This is a genomic window from Mycobacterium sp. NGS16 (assembly GCF_059813225.1).
In genome coordinates, this window is record NZ_JCALEE010000005.1 from 1 (window position 1) to 22233 (window position 22233).

Below are 22233 nucleotides of genomic sequence, written 5' to 3' on the forward strand. Positions count from 1 at the left end.
CCTCGGACACCGTGTGACTACAGCCGTCGAGTCGTAGGCTCGATGGGGAGATGACTCGACCAGGCGGCTCGAACCAGACGTCGGCGCCTCGCACCTTCCGCGACCGCCACGACGCCGGCCGGTTCCTGGCCGAGCGGCTGGCCGATTATCGCGGCACCGAGTCTCTGTTGGTGCTGGGTCTGGCCCGCGGCGGGGTGCCGGTCGCCTGGGAGGTGGCCGCCGCCCTGCAGGCGCCGCTGGATGTGTTCCTGGTGCGCAAGCTGGGCGTTCCGCAGTGGCCGGAACTGGCGATGGGCGCGTTGGCCAGCGGCGGGCTGGTGGTGGTCAACGATCAGGTGGTCGCCGACCTCGGTATCAGCAGCGAAGTGCTGCAGTCGGTGGTCGACCGCGAGTCGGCCGAACTGCGGCGGCGGGAAATCGCCTACCGCGGTGACCGGCCGGCCGCCGATCCGCGCGGCCGGGTCGTCATCCTGGTCGACGACGGCATCGCGACCGGCGCGAGCGTGCTGGCGGCGGTGCGGGCGGTGCAGTCAGCCGAACCGGCGAGGACCGTGGTCGCGGTACCGGTCAGCCCACTCTCGGCCTGCCGCAAGATCGCCCAGGAGGCCGACGACGTCGTGTGCGCGACGATCCCCGCCGCATTCGACGCCGTCGGTCAGACCTACGTCGACTTTCGTCAGGTCAGCGATGACGAGGTCCGCGACCTGCTGGCCACGCCGACCACCATTGCCGGTTAATCGGCCGGATGCGTCACGGGGTCGTCGGTGTTGTCCTCGACCGCCACGCCGTCGTAGTCCTCGAGGGCGTCGGGGTCAACCGTTTCCGCCACCTCGGGCGTACCGTCTTCGGCGTCGTCGTCGGCGTCGGCGTCGGCGTCGGCGTCGGTGAAGGCCTCCGCGTCCGCCGGGGCCTCAGCCGCGTCCGAGACCGCCTCGGGCGCGGCCGCCGGGCTGTTGCGGCGACGCTCACGCAACGCGTCCACGATCAGCAACACCACGCCCAGCAGGCTCGCCCCGATACACACCCAGGCCACCAGCGCGTTGCTGGTGACCACAGCGAATACCAGTGCAGCAAGTCCGATTGCCGCCAATACCAGCGCGATGATCAGCATCGATTCACCTCCCGCCCCACGAGCAGACTACTTGCACCCACCGCGTGACGGCCCGACTGCCACCGTCAGTTGGTGCCGCGGTTGAAATGGTTGAACCCGCCGCCGTCACTGGCGGCGCTGGTGTCCACCGGTGCCGCTGAGCCGCGCTGACCCAACTCCTCGAGCTGGGATTCCAGGTAGGTCTTGAGCCGGGTGCGGTATTCGCGCTCGAAGGTACGCAGCTGCTCCAAGCGGCCTTCCAGCACGGTGCGCTGCTGGTTGATGGTGCCCATGATCTCGGAGTGCTTGCGCTCGGCGTCGGCCTGCAGGGCGTCGGCCTTCTCCTGGGCCTGACGCAGCTGCGTCTCGGAGCGGGTCTGCGCATCGGCGAGCATGGCGTCGGCCCGCTGCCGGGCCTCGGCGACCGTCGTCTCCGCGGTCTGCCGGGCCTCGCTGAGGATCTGCTCGGCGTTGGCGCGGGCATCCGCCATCAGCTTCTCGGATTCGGCGCGGGCGGTGCCGGTCAGCCGGTCGGCGGTGTCCTGGGCCAGGCTCAGCACCCGTGCCGCCTTGAGTGCCTGGTCTTCGGTGGCCGGCTCGGGCGCGGCCGGCTGTGGCGCCGGCGCGGCCGGCTCGGGGGAAGGCTCGTAGACCGGGATCGAGGTGGTGACCTGCTGGCCCCCACCGGCGCGGGCCGCGGCCAGGTCCTGGTCGAGCTCGCTGACCCGCTGACGCAGGTCGGCGTTCTCCTCGATGAGCCGGGTCAACTCGGTCTCCACCAGGTCGAGAAAGGCGTCGACCTCGTCCTCGTTGTAGCCGCGCTTCCCGATCGGCGGTTTGCTGAACGCGACGTTGTGCACGTCTGCCGGTGTTAGTGGCATCGTCTGCCCCCTTGGTCAGGTAGGTAGCACCGATCGGGCAAGTGTAGGTCGACCGGGAATACGCTAGCCGTGTTGTAACTGCCGTCCATCCTGTCACATCAGACGCTGGGCTCGGCAATGAGAATGATATTAAGAGTGAATTTCAAATTGCTGCCACAGAAATCACGCTTCGGCAAACACCACCGGTGAGGCCGGCCACCCATGCTCGTCGGGGCGTCGCGCGGCTAGCAAGGGCTGCCGTGACCGGGGCCGGCCCCGGCGGTGGCGCCGGTCCGGCCGCGGGCAGCAAAGTGTCAGACCCCGGCCGGGTGAGCGCCGCGTATTTCGCTGTGCCCCAAACGCCGTCGGTGACCCCCGGGTCCGCGCTGCCGGCACCGCCCCACGGGGTACCGGCCGGCCACCCGGGACCGTATTATTCACAATGTCGGCCCGTAAATATTGACGGCGGGTGGCCCGCCCCGACGCAGGGCCGATCGGGACCAAACGGAAGGAACCCCAGGATGACAACCAACGACGTGGTCGTGGCGACCAGCGCAGCGGATTCGGCGGCGGTCGATGAGGTGCGATCCCGCTATGCCGAGCTGCTCGGCCGCCAAGCCGCGCTGGGGGCGGCGGTGTTCGCCGCGGTGGGTACGGCCGGCCCGGGCTTCGACGACGCCCACCGCGCGGTCCAGGCCTTCATCGAGCAGGGGGTGCGCCCGCAGCTGCGGGCCGCGGTGGAGGTCATCTACCCGGCGTCGGCGGGCGTCGAGCGGTCGCGGTTGCTGATCGAGGGCCTGCTCGGCGAGACCCAGCTGATCGAGCAGGCGGCGGTGCGCATCTCCCGCGACATCGACCGGGTGCAGATCGCCGCGCACGTCGAGGCGCTGCGGGTGCTGTTGGAGGCGCTGCTGGGCAAGATCGCCGACCTGCTGCTGCCCGCGCTCGCCGAGGCCAGCGGTGTCTCGCTGGCCGATCTGGCCGCCCAGCTGCCGGCGATCCCCGCCGAGCCGGCCCAGGCCGCCCAGTCCGGCGCGGCCGGCGACGGTCATGGTGGCCACGGCGGCCATGGCGGCTGCGGCTGCGGCGAACAGGACGAGGAGATGCCCGAGCTCGACGTGCGCGAGATTCCGCACGCGATCCGGCACGCGACGGTGTTCGGGGCCTTCGACGCGGTCCCGATCGGCGGCTCGATGCTGCTGGTGGCGCCGCACGATCCGATTCCGCTGCTGCACCAGCTCGCCGAGCGCAGCGGCGGCCGGCTGGCGGTCGGCTACGAAGAGCGCGGCCCGGAGGCGTGGCGGCTGCGGTTGACCCGGGTCTGAGCCCGGGCCCTCACGCGGCGTGCTGCAGCGCCAGTTCCATCCCGACGAACGCGATCAGCAGCAGCACCATGATCGACAGGTCGATGCGCACCGCGCCGATGGTCAACTGCGGGATCAGGCGGCGCAGCAGCTTCACCGGTGGATCGGTGATACTCATGATCAGCTCCAGGATCACCACCGTGGCCCCGCGTGGGTGCCAGTCCCGGCTGAACGAGCGGATGAACTCGATGACGATCCGAGCGATGAGCAGCAGCCAGAACACGAACAGCGCGATACCGAGAATCGTGAAGAACAGCGCCAACGGAATGCGACCTTACTGACGAGGGTGTGCCCGCATCAGCATCGCGCTGACCGGCCCGACTGTCGTGCCAGCCTACCGATAGGCGTAGAAGCCGGTCTCGGCGATGCGGCGGCGCTCCTCCGGCGACACGTCGACGTCGGCCGGCGACAGCAGAAACACCTTGGTCGCGACCTTGTCGAACGAGCCGCGCAGGGCGAAGGCAAGACCCGCCGCGAAGTCGACCAGCCGCTTGGCGTCGGCGTTGTCCATCGACACCAGATCCATGATGACCGGGGTGCCGTCGCGGAACCGCTCGCCGATGGTGCGGGCCTCGCTGTAGTCCTTGGGGCGCAACGTGGTGATCTTCGACAGCGGGCTGCTCTCGTCGAACATCATCGCCATCCGGCGCGGTTCCATCGCCAGGGCGCCGCGGGTGGAACCGCGCAGCGAGGCGAAGCGCGAGCGTTCGAAGTCGCGGGGCCGGTCGAACTCGCGGCTCCGGTACCGCGGGTCGTCGTCGTAGCCGCCCCGGTAACCCCCGGGCGCCTCGTCGTAGTCGCGGTCGGCGAAGCGGTCGTCGTAGCGGCCGTCGGAGCGGCCCGCGACGCGGTCGAAGACGTCCTCGGAGAACCGCTCCGCCCGGGGTGAGTAGTCGCGCGACGCGGCCCGGTCATCGCCGTCGTCGTAGTAGTCGTCGTCGTAGTCGTCCATAGGAGCCATCCCGAAGTAGGCCTTGACCTTGTGGAGTGTGCTCATCCCTAGACCCTTCTCTGATGACTGTGATGAAGGTGTGACTGAAGTGACTAATAACGGTGACGGTAACGGCCCAGACCGCGCACGCCCCGCAACGACACGCGGACAGGCGCAACCGGTTTCATTCCAGCCACACCAGCGAGGCCAGCCGGCCGGTGCGCCCGTCACGGCGGTGGCTGAACAGCTGCGGATCCGCCGCCGTGCAGCGCGGGTCGATGTCGATCGCTGCGACACCCCTTTCCTTTAATTGCCGGGCGATTCCGGCTCGCAGATCCAGCCCGGGCGTCCCGGCCGAGGTGAGTGTGCGACTACCGGGCAACGCCGCCTCGACTTCGTCGGCCATCGCGGCGGGCACCTCATAGTGCGGCCCGCTGACCGCTGGGCCCAGCAGCACCGAAATGTCGCCGACCTGCGCGCCCGCAGCCAGCATGCCCTCCAACGCACGAACCACCACCCCGTGTTGCGCGCCGACTCGGCCGGCGTGCACCGCGGCGACCACCCCCGCGCGGGCATCGGCCATCAGCACCGGGACGCAGTCGGCGGTCACCACCACCATCGCCAGCCTGGGGACGGCGGTGATCAGCGCGTCGGTCGCCTCGACCGGGGTGTCGCGTGGTCCGTCGATGAGCTCCACGTGATCGCCATGCACTTGGTTCATCCACACCAGGCGATCAGCGCCCAGGCCGGTCGCCTTCGCCAACCGTGCGCGGTTGGTCGCCACGGCCGCGGGATCGTCGCCCACGTGGTCGCCCAGGTTGAAACTGTCGAACGGAGCTGCCGAGACGCCACCGGCCCGGGTGGTCGTCACCCGCCGGACCCGAAAAGCCATGCGGCCGAACTAATGCCGCATGAACGGCGGCACGTCGACGTCGTCGTCGTCGCAGCCGTCATCACCGTTGCGGCCGCCGACGCTGACCGTCGCCCCGTTGGTGGGGGCGGGCACGCTGACCGCATCGACCGGGTCGAACAGCGACGAGGTCACCTTGCCGGCCTGCCCGGGGGCCACCGCGTGCCGGGCCTGACCGGTGGTCCCGGTCACCGGCTTGCGACCCGAACCGGCCGAGTCGAAGCCCGCCGCGATCACCGTCACCCGGACCTCATCGCCGAGCGAGTCGTCGATCACGGTGCCGAAGATGATGTTGGCCTCGGGGTGCGCGGCGTCCTGCACCAGCGAGGCCGCCTCGTTGATCTCGAACAGGCCCAGGTCGCTGCCGCCGGCGACCGACATCAGCACGCCCTGGGCGCCCTCCATCGACGCTTCCAGCAGTGGCGAGTTGATCGCGACCTCGGCGGCCTTGAGCGCCCGGCCGTCGCCGCGGGCCGACCCGATGCCCATCAGGGCGGTGCCCGCACCGCTCATGATGCCCTTGACGTCGGCGAAGTCGACGTTGATCAGGCCGGGGGTGGTGATCAGGTCGGTGATGCCCTGCACGCCGTTGAGCAGCACCTCGTCGGCGCTGCGGAAGGCGTCCATCAGCGAGACCTGGGCGTCGCCCATCTGCAGCAACCGGTCGTTGGGGATCACGATCAGGGTGTCGCAGCTCTCACGCAGCGTGGTGATGCCGTTCTCGGCCTGCATCCCGCGCCGCTTGCCCTCGAAGGAGAACGGCCGGGTGACCACGCCGACGGTCAGCGCCCCGAGCTTGCGCGCGATGCTGGCGACCACCGGCGCACCGCCGGTGCCGGTGCCGCCGCCCTCCCCGGCGGTGACAAACACCATGTCGGCACCGCGCAGCAGCTCCTCGATCTCGTCCTTGGCGTCTTCGGCGGCCCGGCGGCCCACTTCGGGGTCGGCGCCGGCGCCGAGGCCGCGGGTGGAGTCCCGGCCGACGTCGAGCTTGACGTCGGCGTCGCTCATCAACAGTGCCTGGGCGTCGGTGTTGATCGCGATGAACTCGACGCCTTTGAGGCCCTGCTCGATCATCCGGTTGACGGCGTTGACGCCACCACCACCGATACCCACGACTTTGATGACGGCCAGATAGTTGTGCGGTGGGGTCATCGTTCGTCTTCCTCCCTGGTGGGATTGGATTCCTCTCTGGGGCCTGTCTGCGGAACTCCCGGAACTGCCTTGTTGACTGACCTGGGGCAAACCCTCAACCTCAACCAAAGGCTTAGAGTTATGTCAAGTTGTTCCACGCAACCGCCACAGTAGGGCCGCCGCGGCTGTCACCGGCGCCGACGCGCCGAGACACGCCGGGCGAATTTTCTTGACTGGCGCGGTATTCCCGTCGGGATCCGCGCGTGCCGTGACGACCGAGTCCCGCTCGGCGACGTGCGGCCGCGGGTTAACGCACCGTGGGCAGGTCCGGACTCGACACGTCGTAGGTGTGTCCGGGCTGGGTGAGCAACGCCGCCAGCTTCTGGGCCTTCTCCGTGGTGCGGTCGGTATTGCCCCAGATCACCACCCGGCCGTCGGCTAGCGTCAGGGTGATCGAGGCGACCGACGGGGCAGCCACCCGGCTGACCTGGGCGGCGACCTCCGGGGCCAGCGCGGTCATCACCTGCAGCGCGGCCCGGCTGGCCGGATCCGTCGGGCCGGGGTTGTCGACGTCGAAGATCGGCAGCATCGCCGGGGGCGGGGCCGTCGCGAAGTCGACGCCGTCCTTGTCGAACAGGTGTGGGCCGTCCGGAAAGTCCTTGAATACCACGGGGACCCGCTCCACCACCGAGATGCCCAGCGCCGACGGATACTGCCGCTGCACCCGGGCGCTGGCCACCCTCCGGATCGCGGCGACCCGCTCGGCGACACCGCCGGTGTCGACCTGCAGCAGCGGGGTGCCGAGCTGGACTTTCGCGACATCGAGCACCTCGTCGCGGGAGACCGCCGCGATCCCGGTCACCTCGATCTCGCGCACCGACATCACCGGCGTGAAGTACAAGACGAGCCCGAGCCCGATGATCACAACCAGCGCGAGAAAGGTGGCCAACGCCATTTTCAGGCCCCGAACGGTGCCCCGCGGAACACCTTTGGCCGGCTCGGACGAGCCTGTTCGCAGCCGCCGCTTGGCCTCCCTGCGGGCTTGCTCGATCGCCTCGGCGCGGGCCTGCGCGGCGCGCCGCTCGGCCCGTTCCCGCCGGGCGCGCCGGCGCGGGCCCTCGACCTCGGCCGTTTCGGTGGCCTCGGTGTCCTCGACGTCAGCTGCCTGGGTGTCCTGGGGCGTCTCCTCCGCCGGGTCCTGCGGTGGGACATCCGGGATTTCGGGTGGCACGCTCACAGCACGCCCGGGCGGCCGGGAAAGGTCCGGGCGGCCCGCGCCCGCAGCGCGGTGACGATCTCTGGGCCCAGCACAGTCACGTCGCCGGCGCCCATGGTGACGATCACGTCGCCGGGACCGGCGGCCGCTGCCACCGCTTCGGGAACCGCGGCGAAGTCCGGCAGGTAATGCACCGGAACACTCACGTGCTCTGCGACGCTTGCCCCGCTCACACCGGGCAACGGCTGCTCGCGCGCACCGTAGACGTCGAGTACGAAGACCTCGTCGGCGCCGTCCAGTGCGCGACCGAACTCGGCGGCGAACGCCTTTGTGCGCGAGTACAGATGAGGCTGAAACACCACCAGGCTGCGCCCCGTGCCGCGTTCGGCCAGCAAGGTGCGCACCGCGGTCAGCGTCGCGGCGATCTCGGTGGGATGGTGCGCGTAGTCGTCGAAGACCCGCACCGAATCGCCGGTACCGGCCGAACCCACCAACTCGAACCTGCGCCGCACTCCGTCGAACCCCGCCAGGCCGTCGAGCACCGCGTCCAGCGGTGCCCCGACCTCGATCGCCGCCAGCAGTGCACCCAGCGCATTGAGCGCCATGTGCCGGCCCGGCACCGCCAGGCGCATCGCCGCCCGGTGGGTCGATCCGGCCAGCGCGATCTCCGCGACGGCGCCGGTGCCCTGCTGCTCCCAACTCAGCAATGACCCGGCCAGCTCCTGCTGCCCGGGTGCTTCCGTGCCGTAGCGCAGCACCCGGATGCCTTGTGCGGCAGTACGGTCGGCTAGCTCGGCGGCGCCGGGATCGTCGACACAGACCACTACCGCCCCGCCCGGGGTGATGCGCTCCACAAACGAGTCGAACACCTGGGTGTAAGCCTCGGCGCTGCCGAAGAAGTCGAGGTGATCGGCTTCGATGTTGGTGACCACCGCCACGTTCGGGGTGTACTCCAGCAGTGAGCCGTCGCTCTCGTCGGCTTCGGCGACGAACAGCGGACCGCTGCCATGGTGGGCGTTGGTGCCGGCTTCGGCGCCGGCAGAACCTAATTCGCCCCCGACCGCGAACGACGGATCGAGTCCGCAGTGCTGCAGCGCCACCACCAGCATCGAGGTGGTGGTGGTCTTGCCGTGGGTGCCGGTGACCATCAAGGTGGTGCGCCCGGCCATCAGCTTGGCCAGCACCGCGGGCCGCAGCACCACCGGGATGCCGCGGCGGCGGGCCTCGACGAGTTCGGGGTTGGTCTTGGGGATCGCCGCGTGCGTGGTGACCACCGTGGTGACGCCGCCCGGCAGCAGGTCCAGGGCCGAGGCGTCGTGCCCGATCCGGACCTGCGCGCCGCGGGCCCGCAGCGCGTGGGTTCCGCGGGACTCCTTGGCGTCCGATCCCGACACCAGGCCGCCACGATCCAGCAGGATGCGGGCGATGCCGGACATGCCCGCTCCCCCGATGCCGACCATGTGCACCCGACGCAGCTCCGGCGGCAGTTGCTCAGCGTCCATGCCGGCTCCGAGAGCGCCGGGCGGTAGCGACGTCGAGAGCCACCTCGGCCACTCGCCGCGCCGCCTCGGGATGTCCGGCCAGGGCGGCGGCGCTGGTCATCGCGGCCAGCCGCCCGGTGTCGGTGAGCAGTCCGACGACCGTGCCGGCCACGAAATCCGGTGTGAGCGCCGCGTCGTCGACGAGCACCCCACCGCCGGCGTTGACCACCGGTAGCGCGTTGAGCCGCTGTTCGCCGTTGCCGATCGGCAACGGCACATACACCGCGGGCAGACCGACCGCCGACACTTCGGCGACCGTCATCGCCCCGGACCGGCAGATCGCCAGGTCGGCGGCCGCATACGCCAGGTCCATCCGGTCCAGGTAGGGCACCGCGACATAGGGCGGATCACCCGGGCCGGGCTCCGGCAGCTCCAGGGTGTTCTTCGGCCCGTGCGCATGCAGCACCGAGATCCCTGCCGCGGCAAGGTGTTTGGCGGCCCCGGCCACGGCCTGGTTGATCGAGCGGGCGCCCTGCGAGCCGCCGAAGACCAGCAGCACCCGGGCGTCGTCGGCGAAGCCGAAGTGGGCGCGGGCCGCCGCCCGCAGCGCCGCCCGGTCCAACGTGGTGATCGCGGCGCGGACCGGCACCCCGACCACCTCCGGGTGCGCCAGCCCGCAATCGGCCACGGCCGAAAGCACCCGCGCTGCGCCGCGCGCCCCGACCCGGTTGGCCAACCCGGCACGGGCGTTGGCCTCGTGGATCACCACCGGGACCCGGCCGTTGCCGATACCGCGCGCGGCCAGGTACGCCGGCAGCGCCACATAGCCGCCGAAGCCGATCACCACGTCGGCGGCGGTGGTGCGCAGCACCGCCCGGGTCTCCCGGACGGCCCGTGCCACCCGCAGCGGCAACCGGGCCAAATCGGCGTTGACCTTGCGGGGCAACGGCACCGGGGTGATCAGCTCCAGGTCATAACCGCGCGCCGGCACCAGTCGGGTCTCCAGGCCGCGGGCGGTACCCAGGGCGGTGATCCGGACGCGCGCGTCCAAGGCGCTCAGCGCGTCGGCGACGGCCATCGCGGGTTCGACGTGGCCGGCGGTGCCGCCACCGGCCAGGACCACCGAGATCGGCGCACCGCGGTCGGGCTTGCTGACCGAGTCGTTCACTGCCCTAACGCTGACCTTCCAATGCGCGTGCGCGCCCGCGGGTCGGACGCCGCTCGTCCGACGCCGCCGGGCGGCGTCGGCCGCCTCCATTTTGCCCTGCGCGGCCCGCGCCCCGGCTCGCCGCCCGCTTGGGGGCCTGCCTGGCCCGGCCGCTGCCGCGCGGCCGGGCGGCCGGTTGCGGCCGGGACCGCAGCCGGTCGCGCAGCGCCTCGATGCGGGTCGGTGTGTAGGGCTCCGGCAGCGGCAGCCGCAGGATCCGGTTCATCCGGTCGTCGGCGCCGGCACGCAGCGCCGCCACCGCCTCCGGTTCGTGCCGGGCCGCGTTGGCCATGATGCCGATCATGAACAACGTTGTGGCCGTGGAAGTCCCACCCGCAGATATCAGCGGTAGCTGGATTCCGGTGACCGGCAGCAGCCCGATCACGTAGCCGACGTTGATGAACGACTGGCCGATCACCCACATCGTGGTGGTGGCGGTCAGCAGCCGCAGGAACGGGTCGGCGGAGCGCTTCGCGATGCGCATGCCGGTGTAGGCGAATAAGCCGAACAGGGCCAGCAACCCGAACCCGCCGATGAAGCCGAGCTCCTCACCGATGATGGCGAAGATGAAGTCGTTGTGTGCGTTGGGCAGATAGTTCCATTTGGCGGTGCCCTGACCCAGGCCGTCGCCGAAGATCCCACCGTTGGCCAGCGCGAACTTGGCCTGCCGGGCCTGGTACCCGGCGCCTTGGATGTCGGCGTCGGGATCCAGCCAGGACCGCACCCGGTCCGAGCGGTAGCCCTCGGTCACCGCCATGATCGCGGCGGCGGCGACGATGGCCGCCAGGGAGGTGGTGAACACCCGCAGCGGCAGGCCGGCGTACCACAGCAGCGCCAGCAGGATGATGCCCAGCGAAACCGTCTGGCCCAGGTCGGGCTGGATGACGATCAGCACCAGGGCGACACCGGCGGCGGGCACCAGGGGCACCAGCATCTCGCCCAGCGTCGCGCGCTCCATGCGCCGGGCCGCCAGCAGATGGGCGCCCCAGATGGCGAACGCGATCTTGGCCAGCTCGGAGGGCTGCATGGAGAAGCCGTAGATGACGAACCAGCCCCGCGACCCGTTGGACAAGGTGCCGATGCCCGGGATCAGCACCAGCACCAGCAACACAATGGTGAACGCGTAGCCGGCAAAAGCCGTGCGGCGCATGAACCGTACCGGCATCCGCAGCGCCACGTAGCAGCCGAACAGTCCGATCACCGTCCACAGCACCTGCTTGGCGAAGATCCGCCACGCCGAGCCGTCCACACCGTAGGACTCCACCCCGGAGGCGGACAGCACCATGATCAGCCCGAGGGTCGTCAGCAGCGCGGCGATGGCGATGATCAGATGAAACGAGGTCATGGGGCGGCCCAGCCAGGCGCCGAACCGGGTGCGCGGTTCGCTCTTGACCGGCTTGTCAGCAGCCGTGTCTTGGGCGGGATCGGCGGCTTCGGCGGCAGCCTCGCGCCGCCGCAGCCGGCCCAGCACCCCGAGCACGCCGATCACACCGAGCCTGCCGCGGATCGCGCGGCGGCGGCAAACGCATCGCCCCGGGCGGCGTAGCCGGAGAACTGGTCGAAGGACGCCCCCGCCGGCGCCAACAGCACCGTGTCGCCGGGCCGCGCGAGCTCACGGGCGGCGGCCACCACCGCCGTCATCACCCGGGAACTCAGCGACTCATCAGACCCTTCAGCTACATGTGCAACACGAGTAACTGGAGACACGGCAGCATCACCCATATCAATATCCTCGCCTGTCACAACGTGGACGACGGGGACATCCGGTGCGTGTCGCGATAACGCCTTGGCAACCTCGCCGCGATCCCGGCCGATCAACACCGCCCCGGCCAGGTGGCCGGCGATCCTGGCGACGGTCGCGTCGACTGAGGCGCCCTTGAGCAGCCCGCCGGCCACCCAGACGACCCGCGGATAGGCCAGCACCGAGGCTTCGGCCGCGTGCGGATTGGTCGCCTTGGAGTCGTCGACGTACCGGATGCCGTTGGCTACGACGACCAGTTCGGCGCGGTGCCGGCCAACCTGGAACGACGCCAGCGCGTCGGCGATCGCCTCCGGGGACACGTCCACGCTGCGGGCCAGTGCGGCCGCGGCCAGCGCGTCCAGCGTCCCAACCGGTCCGGGCACCGGTATGGACGACACCGGCGCCAACGCCAGGCCTTCACCGGATGGGCCGAAGGCGCGATCGACCAGCATGCCGTCGACGACCCCGAGCTCGCCGGCCGCGGGCTCACCGAGCCGAAAGCCCACCTTCACCGCGGCGGGGGCCGTATCCAACAGCGCGGCGGCGCGGGCGTCGTCCAAGCCGACCACCGCCACCCGGCCGGCCAGCGCACGGGCCTTGGCGGCGGTGTAGGCGGCCATGCTGCCGTGCCAGTCCAGGTGGTCTTCGGCGATGTTGAGCACCGCGCCGGCCTCCGGGCGCAGCGACGGGGCCCAGTGCAACTGGAAACTGGACAGCTCGACGGCCAACAGTTCGGATTCATGCGGCGGTCCCAGCTTCCGCTCTCCTCCGTCGAGCCTCGCTGAACCGCCGGCCGGCTCTCCCAGCACGTCCAGCACGGGACTGCCGATGTTGCCGCACAACTGAGCGCGTCGGCCCGCTGAGGTCAGCATTGCGTGCAGCATCGACGTCGTGGTGGTCTTGCCGTTGGTGCCGGTCACCACCAGCCAGCGCCGCGGTGGTCCGTACCGGCCGGCCGCATCCAGCCGCCAGGCCAACTCGACGTCGCCCCAGATCGGTACACCGGCCGCGGCGGCGGCGGCCAGCACCGGGGTGCCCGGCGGAAATCCGGGGCTGGTGACCACCAGGGCGTAGTCGGCGATCTGTGGCGCCACCGCAGCCGGGCTCAGCGTGGCGACCCCGGTGTACCGGGCCAGCGCGGCCGGGTCGTCGTCGCAGAGCGTCAGCTGCAGTCCCAGGGGCGCCAACGCCCCCAGCACCGCCCGGCCGGTCACCCCGGCGCCGGCGACGAGCACCCGGGCACCGGGCTCCAGCACACTCAGCATCTCAACCGCCGACCGCGGTGAACCACTCGCCGTAGAACATGGAGACGCCCAAGCCGCAGGCGATGGCCGTCAGCAGCCAGAACCGGATGATCACCGTGGTCTCGGCCCAGCCGGCCAACTCGAAGTGATGGTGGAACGGCGCCATCCGGAACACCCGGCGGCCGGTGCTGCGAAACGCCAGGATCTGCACCACGACCGAGGTGATCTCGGCGACGAAGAGGCCGCCGAGCACCACCGCGAGGATCTCGGTGCGGGTGGTGATCGACAGTCCGGCGATCACCCCGCCGAGCGCCAGCGACCCGGTGTCGCCCATGAAGATCTTGGCCGGCGCGGCGTTCCACCACAGGAATCCGATGCAGGCGCCGGCGGTCGCGGCGGCGATCAGCGCCAGGTCCAGCGGGTCGCGGACGTTATAGCAGCCCAGTCCGGGCGCGCTGGCGCAGGCGTTGCGGTGCTGCATCACGGTGATCAGCACATAGGCGGCGCTGACCATCGCCATGGACCCGGCAGCCAACCCATCGAGGCCGTCGGTGAAGTTGACCGCGTTCGACCAGGCGCTGACCACCAGGATGACGAACAGCACGAACACCGCCGCCGGCAGCGTGACGGTGGCGATCTCCCGCACGTAGGACAGCTGGGGGCTGCCCGGGGTCAGGCCGGAGCTGTTGCGGAACCCGAGCACCAGCAGACCGAACAAGGTGGCCGCGGTGACCTGCCCGACGGTCTTGGCGGTCTTGTTCAGGCCGAGGTTGCGTGCCCGGCGGATCTTGATCAGGTCGTCGACGAAGCCGACCACGCCCAGCGCGGTGGCCAACCCCAGCACCAGCAGCCCGGAGGCCGTCGGCCCGGTGCCGTAGAACACCAGGCCGGCCAGCTGTGCGGTCAGATAGCCCGCCCAGATGCCGGTCACGATGGCCACGCCGCCCATCGACGGGGTGCCGCGCTTGCTGTGGTGGCTGGCCGGCCCGTCCTCACGGATCTCCTGTCCGAACCCCTGCTTGGTGAAGACCCGGATCAGCACGGGGGTCAGCAGGATCGCGACCAGCAGCGCGACGCCGGCGGCGACGAGGATCATGATCATCAGCGATCTCCCGCATCGTCGCTGGTCAGGGCATCGGCCAGCGCGGTCAGCCCGGCGGAGTTGGAGGCCTTGACCAACACCACGTCACCGGGGCGCAGTTCGGCGCGTAACAGGGCGAGGGCGGCATCGGCGTCGGGAACCGTACTGGCCCCCCTGTCACCTTGGGCGCCCCAGGATCCCTCCATGACCGCGCCGTGGTGCATCGCGCCCATCGATCTCCCTACTCCGACGACAACAAGACGAGAGACATCTAAGCGCACCGCGAGCCGCCCGATGCGGTCATGCTCGGATATCGCGTCCTCGCCCAGCTCTGCCATCTCCCCGAGCACCGCCCAGCTGCGGCGCTTCGTCCCCGGTTCCTCGCCGTGGGCGATCCAGGCCAGCGCCTGCAACGCCGCTCGCATCGAATCCGGGTTGGCGTTGTAGGCGTCGTCGATCACCGTCACCCCGTCGGCGCGGGTGGTGACGTGCATCCGGTGCTGCGAGACCGGTCCGGCGCCGGCCAGGGCGGCGGCCACCTGCTGCGGCGTCGCGCCGCATTCCAGGGCGACCGCGGCCGCGCACAGCGCGTTGCCGACCTGATGGTCCCCGGACACCCCGAGCTGCAGCTCGGTCTCGACCCGGCCGGCGTGCAGGGTGAAACGCGGGCGGGCCAGTTCGTCGAGCGCCACCGGCCCGGCCCACACGTCGGTGGGCGCCGCGCGGCTGACCCGCACCACCCGGGCGACGGTCTTGTCGGCCATCGCGGCCACCGCCGCGTCGTCGACGTTGAGGATCACCACGCCGGATGCCGGGACCGCTTGGGCCAGCTCGGCTTTGGTCTCGGCGATCGCCTCACGGGAGCCGAACTCGCCCAGGTGCGCCGTCCCGACGTTGAGCACCACCGCCACCTGCGGCGGGGCGATCGCGGCCAGCGCCGCGATGTTGCCGCGATGCCGTGCCGACAGTTCCAGCACCAAAAAATCGGTGTTCTCGTCGGCGCGCAGCACCGTCCAGGGGTGGCCCAGCTCGTTGTTGAACGATCCCGGCGGCGCCACCACCTCCCCCAGCGGCGCCAGCACCGCGGCGATCAGGTCCTTGGTGGAGGTCTTGCCCGACGAGCCGGTGATGCCGACGATCGTCAGTCCCTGGGCCACCAGGGTTGCGGCCACCGCGGCGGCCAGTTTGGCCAGCGCCGCCAGCACCGCGGCGCCGGATCCGGCGGCGTCGTCGTGTTCGAGTGCACCGGAACGACTATCGGATGCGACCGGTTCTACAACGATGGCCGGCACCCCGACCGGGCGGGCCGCCAGCACCGCCACCGCTCCGGCGGCCACCGCCGACGCCGCATGGTCGTGGCCGTCCGACCGCGCCCCGGGCAGCGCCAGAAACAACGAGCCCGCCGTGATGCGGCGCGAATCGAACTCGACCGTGCCGGTGACGGTGGTGCGGGCGGCCTGCTCCGCCGAGATGTCGGCCAGGCGGCCGCCGACGATCTCGGCGATCTGCGTAAGGGTCAGCGCGATCATCGGTGCTGCTCTCGCGCTTCCAGCGCCTGGGCGAGTTCGACGCGGTCATCGAAGGGCTGGGTGCGCCCGCCGGCGGTCTGCCCGGTTTCGTGGCCTTTGCCCGCGACGAGCACCACGTCGCCGGGCCGCGCCCAACCCACCGCGTACTCGATCGCGGCCCGCCGGTCACCGATCTCGACCACCTCGGCGGCGCCGTCGGCGGTACCGGCCAGGATGGCCCGCCGGATGTCGGCCGGGTCCTCGCCGCGCGGGTTGTCGTCGGTGACGACGACGAGGTCGGCCGCCTGAGCGGCGATCCGGCCCATCGGGCCGCGCTTGCCGGGGTCACGGTCGCCGCCGGCGCCGAAAACCACGGCCAGCCGCCCGGCCGTGTCGCGCAGATCCTCGCGCAGGGTCTGCAACACCGCTTGTAGTGCGCCCGGCTTGTGGGCGTAGTCGACCAGCGCCAGGAAGCCCTGCCCGCGGTCGACCGGCTCCATCCGGCCCGGCACCCGGGCGTCACGCAGGCCGGGTGCCGCCTGCTCCGGCGACACCCCGACCGTGTCGAGGATGGCCAGCGCCACCAGGCAGTTGGCGACGTTGTAGTCGCCGGGCAGCCCGATGCCGACCGGATGGCGGACCCCGGCGGGATCGACCGCCGTGAACTCCCGGCCGCGCGGGCCGGCACTGACCTGGTCGACTGCCCAGTCAGCCGGCTGGCCGGTCGCGCTGACGGTGATCGGTGCCGTGGCCCGCGCCGCCATCGCCGCGCCGGCCTCGTCGTCCACACAGACCACCGCGCGGGCGGCCCGCAGGGCTGAGGCCGGATCGAACAGCCGCGCCTTGGCCTCGAAGTAGTCGGCCATGCTCGGGTGGAAGTCCAGGTGGTCCCGGGACAAGTTGGTGAACGCGCCCACCGCGAAGCGGGTGCCGTCGACCCGCCCCAGCGCCAGCGCGTGGCTGGACACCTCCATCACCACGGTGTCCACCCCGCGCTGGGCCATCACCGCCAGCAGCGCCTGCAGTGCCGGGGCCTCTGGGGTGGTCAGCGCGCTGGGCAGGTCGACGCCGTCGATGCGGACGCCCACGGTGCCGATCAGTCCGGCGGTACGGCCGGCGGCCCGCAGTCCGGCCTCGACCAGATAGGTGGTGGTGGTTTTGCCCGAGGTCCCGGTGACCCCGATGACCGTGAGCCGCTCGCAGGGGTGCCGGTAGACCTCTGCCGCCAGCTCGCCGAGCACGGCCCGCGGCGACGGGTGAACCAGCACCGGCGTGTCGGGTGCGGTTGCATTGTCCGCGATCTCGGCGGCCCCGGCCCCGTCGGAGAGCACCGCTGCCGCGCCGCGGGCAACCGCCTCGGCCACGAATCGCGCACCGTGGGTCGTCGCCCCGGGCAGCGCCGCGAACAGGTCGCCCGGCTGGACGTCCTGGGCGCGCAGGGTCAGCCCGGTGATCGCCAGCTCCGGCACCACCCCGCCGGTGGCCGTCACCGCCGCGATCCGGGCGGCCAGCGCCGGCAGCGGCGTTCCTGCGCCGACGTCCGGGCGCAATGCGGCAGACACCGCGATCACCTCCATCCGCTCCGGCCAGGTCGTCAGAACCGGACCTGAGACTACCCAGGCGGGCGGTGGCAGCTGCTACATCGCCTGCAGAACCAGTGGCGCTCCGGGGTCGGGCGACAGCGGGACGTTGTGGCGCTGCAACAGCCAGGCGGCGATGTTGTGGAACAGCGGCGCGCCTGAGGTGCCCGGTGATCCGTCCGCGGCGCGGTGCGGGTTGTCCAACATCAAGCCGATCACGTAGCGCGGGTTGTCGGCGGGCGCTATCCCGGCGAACGTGATCCAGTAGACGTCGTCGTAGTAGCAGCCGCACGCGGGGTTGATCTGCTGGGCGGTTCCGGTCTTCCCGGAGATCTGGTAGCCGTCCACCGCGGCCTGCCATCCGGTGCCCTGTTGGATGCCGGTCGGGTCGCGCTGGGTCACCGAACGCAGCATGTTGCGCACGGTTGCCGCGGTCTGCTCGGAAACGACCCGCACGCCGTCAGGCCGGGGTTCCTCGGTGCGGCTGCCGTCGGGGGCGATGGTCGCCTTGATGATCCGTGGCGGGATCCGCAGCCCGTCATTGGCGATGGCCTGGTACATGCCGGCCATTTGCAGCAGCGTCATCGAAAGGCCTTGGCCGATCGGCAGGTTCGCGAACGAGCTGCCTGACCACTGATCGACCGGCGGGACCAGTCCCGCGCTCTCGCCGGGCAGTGCCACGCCGGTGCGCTGCCCCAGCCCGAACTTCTCCAGCATCTCGAACCAGCGCTCCGGACCCACCCGCTGGGCCAGCATCAGGGTGCCGACGTTGGAGGATTTACCGAAGATCCCGGTGGTGGTGTAGGGCGTGACGCCGTGCTCCCACGCGTCGCCGACCGTGACGTCGGCGATGTTGATCGATCCGGGGACCTGCAACACCTCATCGGGGGTGCTCAGCCCGTACTCGATGACCGATGCGGCGGTGATGATCTTGTTGACCGAGCCGGGCTCGAACGGCGACGACACCGCCGGATTGCCGAGCTGCCGGTCCTCCTGACGCCCGATGTCCTGGGACGGGTCGAAGGTGTTGTCGCCGGCCATCGCCAATACCTCGCCGCTCTTGGCATCGAGCACCACCGCGGTCACGGTGCGCGCCCCGGAGAGGTTCTTGGCCTGCTGCACCTGCTGCTGGACGTAGAACTGGATGTCGTCGTCGATGGTGAGCTGGATCGTCGAGCCGTTGACGGCCCGGTGGCGGTTGCGGTAGCTGCCCGGGATCACCACGCCGTCGGAGCCGCGGTCGTAGGTGATCGAACCATCCGTGCCGGCCAACACGGCGTCCATCGAGTCCTCGAGGCCCAACAGGCCGTGGCCGTCCCAGTCGATGCCGCCAATGATGTTGGCCGCCAACGATCCGCCGGGATACTGCCGTAGGTCCTGGCGTTCGCTGCCCACTTCCGGGCACTTGTCGGTGATCGCCTCGGCCAGCGCCGGCTCGACGGCGCGGGCGAGATAGACGAAGGTCTCGTTGCTGCGCATCTTCTTCAGCAGCGTCGCCGCATCCGGCTTGTTGCCGAGCCGCCCGGCGATCTCCTTGGCGATCTCCTGCAGCCGACGCTGCGGATCGGGAGCGGCAGGATTCTTCTTCTTGGCTTCTTCGAGTTGCTTGCCGACCTTGATCGGCTGGAAGGTCAAGGCCCGCGCTTCGATGGTGAATGCCAGCTTGTCGCCAGTGCGGTCGATGATGTCGCCGCGCATGGCTTGTTCGACGTCGGTGACCTTGAGCTGCCCGGCGGCTTCGGCGCGCAGCCCCGACGCCCGTGGAACCTGCAGATAGAACAGCTGCGCCGCAGCAAGTGCCAGCACCAGGAAGATGACGGCGTTGCCGGTGCGGTGCCGAAAGACGAACGACGCGCTGCGCAGACCCAGGTCGGTGGCGGGGCGGGTGCGACGCTCGCGGGCCGAATGTCCTTCCGGCTGAGCCACTTTGGGTGGCTTACCGCCCTTGGCCGGCGCGGCCTGCTTGGCGGAGGCGGTCGTCCGGCCGGATTTGCGGGCCTTGATCTTGACGGAGCCGTCGGCGCGGCGCGCCGGTCCGGTCCCCCGCGCCGGCCGTCTCATCGCGCGGCTCCGGGGACCGCCGGGGGCAGCAGCACCTCCGGCGGCAGCACGGGCTGCGGCGGCACTGCGGGCTGCGGCGGCGCGGCCTCGGCGGGTGGCACGGTCGCCGGTGGCAGCACGGCGCCCGGTGGCAGCGCGGGCTGCGGCGGCAGCGCGACGGGCGGGATGTCGAACACCGGCCCCGGAGGCGGCCCAGACAGCGGCGCGCCGGGCAGGCCGGGCATCCCCGGCAGGCCCGGAATGATCAGGGGCATACCGGGTGCAGCAGGGGCGGGCACCGCCGGGGCGGGCAGATGCCGGTTGTCCAGCTTCGGCGCCGCGGGCGGCACCCGGACCGGAACCTCGGCCGGCGGCGTCACGGGCGCATCGTCGGGCAGTTTGGTGTTCAGCGGGGGCGGCGGCACACCTTCGGCCGGCTTGGGGACCCCGACCACCACCCAGTTGCCGGCGGGGTCCTGAACCAGGTGCGCGGTGTCGCGGGTCGGGATCATGCCCAGCTCGCGAGCCGCCTCGGCCAGTGCCGGTGCGGACTCGGCGGTCAGCACGTCACGCTCGAGCGCCTCCTTCTGCTGCATCAGCACCCGGTTGCGTTCCCGGATGTTGCCCAGCTGATAGGAGCGCTCGGCGGCATCCGTCGACAGCCACAGCGTGATGCCCAACCCGATGCCGAGCGAGCCGATGATCAACACCACGAACGGAACCTTGGCTGCCAGCGTGCGCGGGCGCAGGTCGATCGAGGCCAGCCGGGTAATCAGGCGTTCCCGCAGGGGGACGCGCACGACCTTGGGCGCCTTGGCCTTTCGTGCCTTGGCCCGCGCCTTGGCCTGCTTGGTGTTCTTCGGTGGTACCGGCCTTGCGTCGGGGCGCGGCTCCGGCCGAGTCGATGCCGCGTTCTGCGGCCCCGAGCGCGGCCGCGATTCACGCCCCGGTGCAGACGCGGTCGCGTGCTGCCGACGCGTACGCCGCGACGGCGGTGCCTCGTTTGAGCGGCGCGGCCCGGTTCGGGTTGCGCCGTCGGGGTTGCGGCGGCGGTCGCCGTGCCGTACCGCAGGTTTGCGCTTGGTCGCCATCAGTTCCCCCTCGATGCCGCGATCGGCCCGTCCGCAACCCGCTGCACGGCGCGCAACCGGACCGATCCGGCGCGCGGGTTGCGCTCGACCTCGTCCGGTTGGGCGCGTTCGGCGCCGCGCGTCAAGGCGGTGAAACGCGGTTTGTCGCCGGGCAACTCGACCGGCAGGTCGACCGGGGTCCGCGACGTGGTCACCGCGGCGAACAGCTGCTTGACGATGCGGTCCTCCAGCGACTGGTAGGACATCACCGCGATGCGCCCGCCCACCGCCAGGGCGTCCAGCGCCGCCGGAAGGGCATCGCGCAGCGAGTCCAGCTCACCGTTGACCGCGATGCGCAGCGCCTGAAACGTTCGCTTGGCCGGATGCCCCCCGGTACGCCGGGCCGGCGCCGGGATCGCCGCGTAGAGCAGGGCGGTCAGCTCCCCCGTCGATGTGAACGGGGTCTGCGACCGGCGGCGGACGATGTGCGCGGCGATCCGGGATGCGAAGCGTTCTTCCCCGAAGCGGCGCAGGATGTCGGTCAGTGCTGCCGCGTCGTAGGTGTTGACGATGTCCGCAGCCGTCAGCTCGGCGTCCGGGTCCATCCGCATGTCCAAGGGGGCGTCCTGGGCGTAGGAGAAGCCGCGCTCGGCCCGGTCCAGCTGCATCGACGAAACGCCGAGATCGAACAGCACCGCGTCGACGGACGCCGTTGCGGCCAAGCCTGTTTCGGTCAGTGCGGCGCTGATCCCGTCGTAGCGGATGCGCACCATGCTCAGGCGATCGGAGAAGCGGGCCAACCGGGCGCCGGCGATGTCGAGCGCGGTGGTGTCCCGGTCCAGCCCGATGACCCGTAGACCGGGGAACTCACTCAGAAAGCGTTCGGTGTGCCCGCCGGCCCCCAGCGTCGCATCGACGAGGGTGGCGCCCCCACCGTCGGGGGACTGCCGGGTCAGGGCCGGGGCCAGCAGTTCCACGCAGCGTTCCAGCAGTACCGGCACATGCCCGAAGGCGCCCTGGTCGGCCACTGCAACACCTCCCCGTCGCGTCTGCTCGCAAGCCCCTGCCTCGAGGTCCCTGCCCGACAGCGCGAACCTGACGTTGGGGAAGTACGTCAGGGTCGGTTCGGACAGAGGCCACGAGGCACGGGCGTGCGCCTCAGATGATGTCGCTGAGTGCTTCATCGCTGGCCGCGGAGAAGTTCTCTTCATGGGTCTGCTGGTAGTCGCTCCAGGCCTGCGCGTCCCAGATCTCGAGGTAGTCGACCGACCCGATGACCACGCAGTCCTTGGACAGGTTGGCGTAGCGCCGGTGGTCCGGTGACAAGGTGATTCGGCCCTGACCATCGGGATGCTGCTCATCGGTGGCGGCGGCCAGGTTGCGCAGAAACGCCCGCGCCTCCGGGTTTCTGCGCGAGGCCTTGGCCGCACGGCGGGCCAGCTGCTCGAACTCTGCCCGCGGATACACGGCCAGGCTGTGGTCTTGGCTCTTGGTGACCATCAACCCTCCTGCCAGCGCGTCGCGAAACTTCGCGGGCAGTGTGAGCCGCCCCTTGTCGTCGAGCTTGGGCGTATAGGTGCCGAGAAACATCGGCTACCTCCCGCTCACGTCGTCAACGTATGCCCACAATACCCCACAATCCCCCACTCCGCACCATCTAAAGCCCCATCTTCACCCCCTTTCCCCATCCGGCTAGCGATTTTCCGGCACGGTGACAGCAGCAGCGCTCGGCCGTGCCGATAAACGTGCTGGTCAGCCGTGAAAAATCGAAGTGGG

Annotated in this window: 20 protein-coding genes; 2 read left to right on the forward strand and 18 right to left on the reverse strand. The window is 70.8% G+C overall.

What is annotated here, in order from left to right:
• Positions 1–50 precede the first annotated feature (50 nt).
• A complete protein-coding gene (locus AC5Y4Q_RS13565) occupies positions 51–737 on the forward strand; it encodes a phosphoribosyltransferase (RefSeq protein WP_499959290.1) in 687 nt (228 codons plus the stop codon).
• Here the strand turns inward: AC5Y4Q_RS13565 and AC5Y4Q_RS13570 are convergent.
• Both AC5Y4Q_RS13570 and wag31 read right to left on the reverse strand, forming a co-directional pair.
• Positions 734–1111: a hypothetical protein gene (locus AC5Y4Q_RS13570; RefSeq protein WP_499959292.1), complete on the reverse strand. Its 378-nt coding sequence runs from the start codon at positions 1109–1111 to the stop codon at positions 734–736. The genes AC5Y4Q_RS13565 and AC5Y4Q_RS13570 overlap by 4 nt on opposite strands.
• Before the next feature lie 65 nt (positions 1112–1176).
• Positions 1177–1971: a DivIVA-like cell division protein Wag31 gene (gene wag31, locus AC5Y4Q_RS13575; protein ID WP_499959294.1), complete on the reverse strand. Its 795-nt coding sequence runs from the start codon at positions 1969–1971 to the stop codon at positions 1177–1179.
• Between the two features lie 500 nt (positions 1972–2471).
• Here wag31 and AC5Y4Q_RS13580 point away from each other — a divergent pair, with 500 nt between their 5' ends.
• Positions 2472–3275 carry a DUF2249 domain-containing protein gene (locus tag AC5Y4Q_RS13580; protein ID WP_499959296.1) on the forward strand — a complete coding sequence of 268 codons (804 nt, stop codon included), beginning with the start codon at positions 2472–2474 and terminating at the stop codon, positions 3273–3275.
• A gap of 10 nt (positions 3276–3285) precedes the next feature.
• Here AC5Y4Q_RS13580 and AC5Y4Q_RS13585 read toward each other — a convergent pair whose 3' ends face one another.
• The 16 genes from AC5Y4Q_RS13585 to mraZ form a co-directional block, all read right to left on the reverse strand.
• Positions 3286–3576, reverse strand: coding sequence for a YggT family protein (locus tag AC5Y4Q_RS13585; protein ID WP_019735026.1), 291 nt, complete (start codon positions 3574–3576; stop codon positions 3286–3288).
• A 72-nt stretch (positions 3577–3648) separates the two neighbouring features.
• Positions 3649–4311: a cell division protein SepF gene (locus tag AC5Y4Q_RS13590; RefSeq protein WP_125225937.1), complete on the reverse strand. Its 663-nt coding sequence runs from the start codon at positions 4309–4311 to the stop codon at positions 3649–3651.
• A gap of 118 nt (positions 4312–4429) precedes the next feature.
• Complete coding sequence (gene pgeF / locus AC5Y4Q_RS13595) at positions 4430–5137, reverse strand: peptidoglycan editing factor PgeF (protein WP_125225936.1); 708 nt, start codon at positions 5135–5137, stop codon at positions 4430–4432.
• 9 nt (positions 5138–5146) lie between these two features.
• Entirely contained in the window at positions 5147–6310 is a 1164-nt protein-coding gene (ftsZ, locus tag AC5Y4Q_RS13600; RefSeq protein ID WP_064924144.1) for a cell division protein FtsZ, read from the reverse strand.
• A 286-nt stretch (positions 6311–6596) separates the two neighbouring features.
• Positions 6597–7526, reverse strand: a complete 930-nt coding sequence (locus AC5Y4Q_RS13605) for a cell division protein FtsQ/DivIB (protein ID WP_499959299.1) — start codon at positions 7524–7526, stop codon at positions 6597–6599.
• Positions 7523–9007: a UDP-N-acetylmuramate--L-alanine ligase gene (gene murC / locus AC5Y4Q_RS13610; protein WP_499959301.1), complete on the reverse strand. Its 1485-nt coding sequence runs from the start codon at positions 9005–9007 to the stop codon at positions 7523–7525. Before murC ends, AC5Y4Q_RS13605 begins: the two co-directional genes overlap by 4 nt.
• On the reverse strand, positions 8997–10154 hold the full coding sequence (gene murG / locus AC5Y4Q_RS13615) for an undecaprenyldiphospho-muramoylpentapeptide beta-N-acetylglucosaminyltransferase (protein ID WP_268967043.1): 1158 nt from the start codon (positions 10152–10154) through the stop codon (positions 8997–8999). Before murG ends, murC begins: the two co-directional genes overlap by 11 nt.
• 4 nt (positions 10155–10158) lie before the next feature.
• Positions 10159–11673 (reverse strand): putative lipid II flippase FtsW, encoded by a 1515-nt coding sequence (gene ftsW / locus AC5Y4Q_RS13620; protein ID WP_082952783.1) that lies wholly within the window; start codon positions 11671–11673, stop codon positions 10159–10161.
• Positions 11674–11678: 5 nt separating this feature from the next.
• The gene (gene murD, locus AC5Y4Q_RS13625; protein ID WP_499959303.1) at positions 11679–13199 is read right to left on the reverse strand and encodes a UDP-N-acetylmuramoyl-L-alanine--D-glutamate ligase; all 1521 of its coding nucleotides are present in this window, start codon (positions 13197–13199) and stop codon (positions 11679–11681) included.
• Position 13200: 1 nt separating this feature from the next.
• Positions 13201–14280: a phospho-N-acetylmuramoyl-pentapeptide-transferase gene (mraY, locus tag AC5Y4Q_RS13630; protein WP_499959305.1), complete on the reverse strand. Its 1080-nt coding sequence runs from the start codon at positions 14278–14280 to the stop codon at positions 13201–13203.
• Positions 14280–15788 carry a UDP-N-acetylmuramoyl-tripeptide--D-alanyl-D-alanine ligase gene (locus AC5Y4Q_RS13635; RefSeq protein WP_499959307.1) on the reverse strand — a complete coding sequence of 503 codons (1509 nt, stop codon included), beginning with the start codon at positions 15786–15788 and terminating at the stop codon, positions 14280–14282. Before AC5Y4Q_RS13635 ends, mraY begins: the two co-directional genes overlap by 1 nt.
• Positions 15785–17344, reverse strand: coding sequence for a UDP-N-acetylmuramoyl-L-alanyl-D-glutamate--2,6-diaminopimelate ligase (locus AC5Y4Q_RS13640; RefSeq protein WP_499959310.1), 1560 nt, complete (start codon positions 17342–17344; stop codon positions 15785–15787). Before AC5Y4Q_RS13640 ends, AC5Y4Q_RS13635 begins: the two co-directional genes overlap by 4 nt.
• Before the next feature lie 60 nt (positions 17345–17404).
• Positions 17405–19408 carry a peptidoglycan D,D-transpeptidase FtsI family protein gene (locus AC5Y4Q_RS13645; protein ID WP_499959312.1) on the reverse strand — a complete coding sequence of 668 codons (2004 nt, stop codon included), beginning with the start codon at positions 19406–19408 and terminating at the stop codon, positions 17405–17407.
• On the reverse strand, positions 19405–20481 hold the full coding sequence (ftsL, locus tag AC5Y4Q_RS13650; protein WP_428844290.1) for a cell division protein FtsL: 1077 nt from the start codon (positions 20479–20481) through the stop codon (positions 19405–19407). Before ftsL ends, AC5Y4Q_RS13645 begins: the two co-directional genes overlap by 4 nt.
• Positions 20478–21641, reverse strand: coding sequence for a 16S rRNA (cytosine(1402)-N(4))-methyltransferase RsmH (gene rsmH / locus AC5Y4Q_RS13655; RefSeq protein ID WP_499959315.1), 1164 nt, complete (start codon positions 21639–21641; stop codon positions 20478–20480). Before rsmH ends, ftsL begins: the two co-directional genes overlap by 4 nt.
• Positions 21616–22047 carry a division/cell wall cluster transcriptional repressor MraZ gene (gene mraZ, locus AC5Y4Q_RS13660; RefSeq protein ID WP_064924153.1) on the reverse strand — a complete coding sequence of 144 codons (432 nt, stop codon included), beginning with the start codon at positions 22045–22047 and terminating at the stop codon, positions 21616–21618. The genes rsmH and mraZ overlap by 26 nt, the downstream gene beginning before the upstream one ends.
• Between the last annotated feature and the right edge of the window lie 186 nt (positions 22048–22233).

Excerpts from the sequence above, each read along its gene's own strand:
- AC5Y4Q_RS13565 (WP_499959290.1), top strand. The coding sequence starts at position 51 with ATGACTCGACCAGGCGGCTCGAACCAGACGTCGGCGCCTCGCACCTTC.
- AC5Y4Q_RS13570 (WP_499959292.1), bottom strand. The coding sequence starts at position 1,111 with ATGCTGATCATCGCGCTGGTATTGGCGGCAATCGGACTTGCTGCACTG.
- wag31 (WP_499959294.1), bottom strand. The coding sequence starts at position 1,971 with ATGCCACTAACACCGGCAGACGTGCACAACGTCGCGTTCAGCAAACCG.
- AC5Y4Q_RS13580 (WP_499959296.1), top strand. The coding sequence starts at position 2,472 with ATGACAACCAACGACGTGGTCGTGGCGACCAGCGCAGCGGATTCGGCG.
- AC5Y4Q_RS13590 (WP_125225937.1), bottom strand. The coding sequence starts at position 4,311 with ATGAGCACACTCCACAAGGTCAAGGCCTACTTCGGGATGGCTCCTATG.
- pgeF (WP_125225936.1), bottom strand. The coding sequence starts at position 5,137 with ATGGCTTTTCGGGTCCGGCGGGTGACGACCACCCGGGCCGGTGGCGTC.
- ftsZ (WP_064924144.1), bottom strand. The coding sequence starts at position 6,310 with ATGACCCCACCGCACAACTATCTGGCCGTCATCAAAGTCGTGGGTATC.
- murC (WP_499959301.1), bottom strand. The coding sequence starts at position 9,007 with ATGGACGCTGAGCAACTGCCGCCGGAGCTGCGTCGGGTGCACATGGTC.
- murD (WP_499959303.1), bottom strand. The coding sequence starts at position 13,199 with ATGCTGAGTGTGCTGGAGCCCGGTGCCCGGGTGCTCGTCGCCGGCGCC.
- mraY (WP_499959305.1), bottom strand. The coding sequence starts at position 14,280 with ATGATCATGATCCTCGTCGCCGCCGGCGTCGCGCTGCTGGTCGCGATC.
- AC5Y4Q_RS13635 (WP_499959307.1), bottom strand. The coding sequence starts at position 15,788 with ATGATCGCGCTGACCCTTACGCAGATCGCCGAGATCGTCGGCGGCCGC.
- AC5Y4Q_RS13640 (WP_499959310.1), bottom strand. The coding sequence starts at position 17,344 with ATGGAGGTGATCGCGGTGTCTGCCGCATTGCGCCCGGACGTCGGCGCA.
- AC5Y4Q_RS13645 (WP_499959312.1), bottom strand. The coding sequence starts at position 19,408 with ATGAGACGGCCGGCGCGGGGGACCGGACCGGCGCGCCGCGCCGACGGC.
- rsmH (WP_499959315.1), bottom strand. The coding sequence starts at position 21,641 with ATGAAGCACTCAGCGACATCATCTGAGGCGCACGCCCGTGCCTCGTGG.
- mraZ (WP_064924153.1), bottom strand. The coding sequence starts at position 22,047 with ATGTTTCTCGGCACCTATACGCCCAAGCTCGACGACAAGGGGCGGCTC.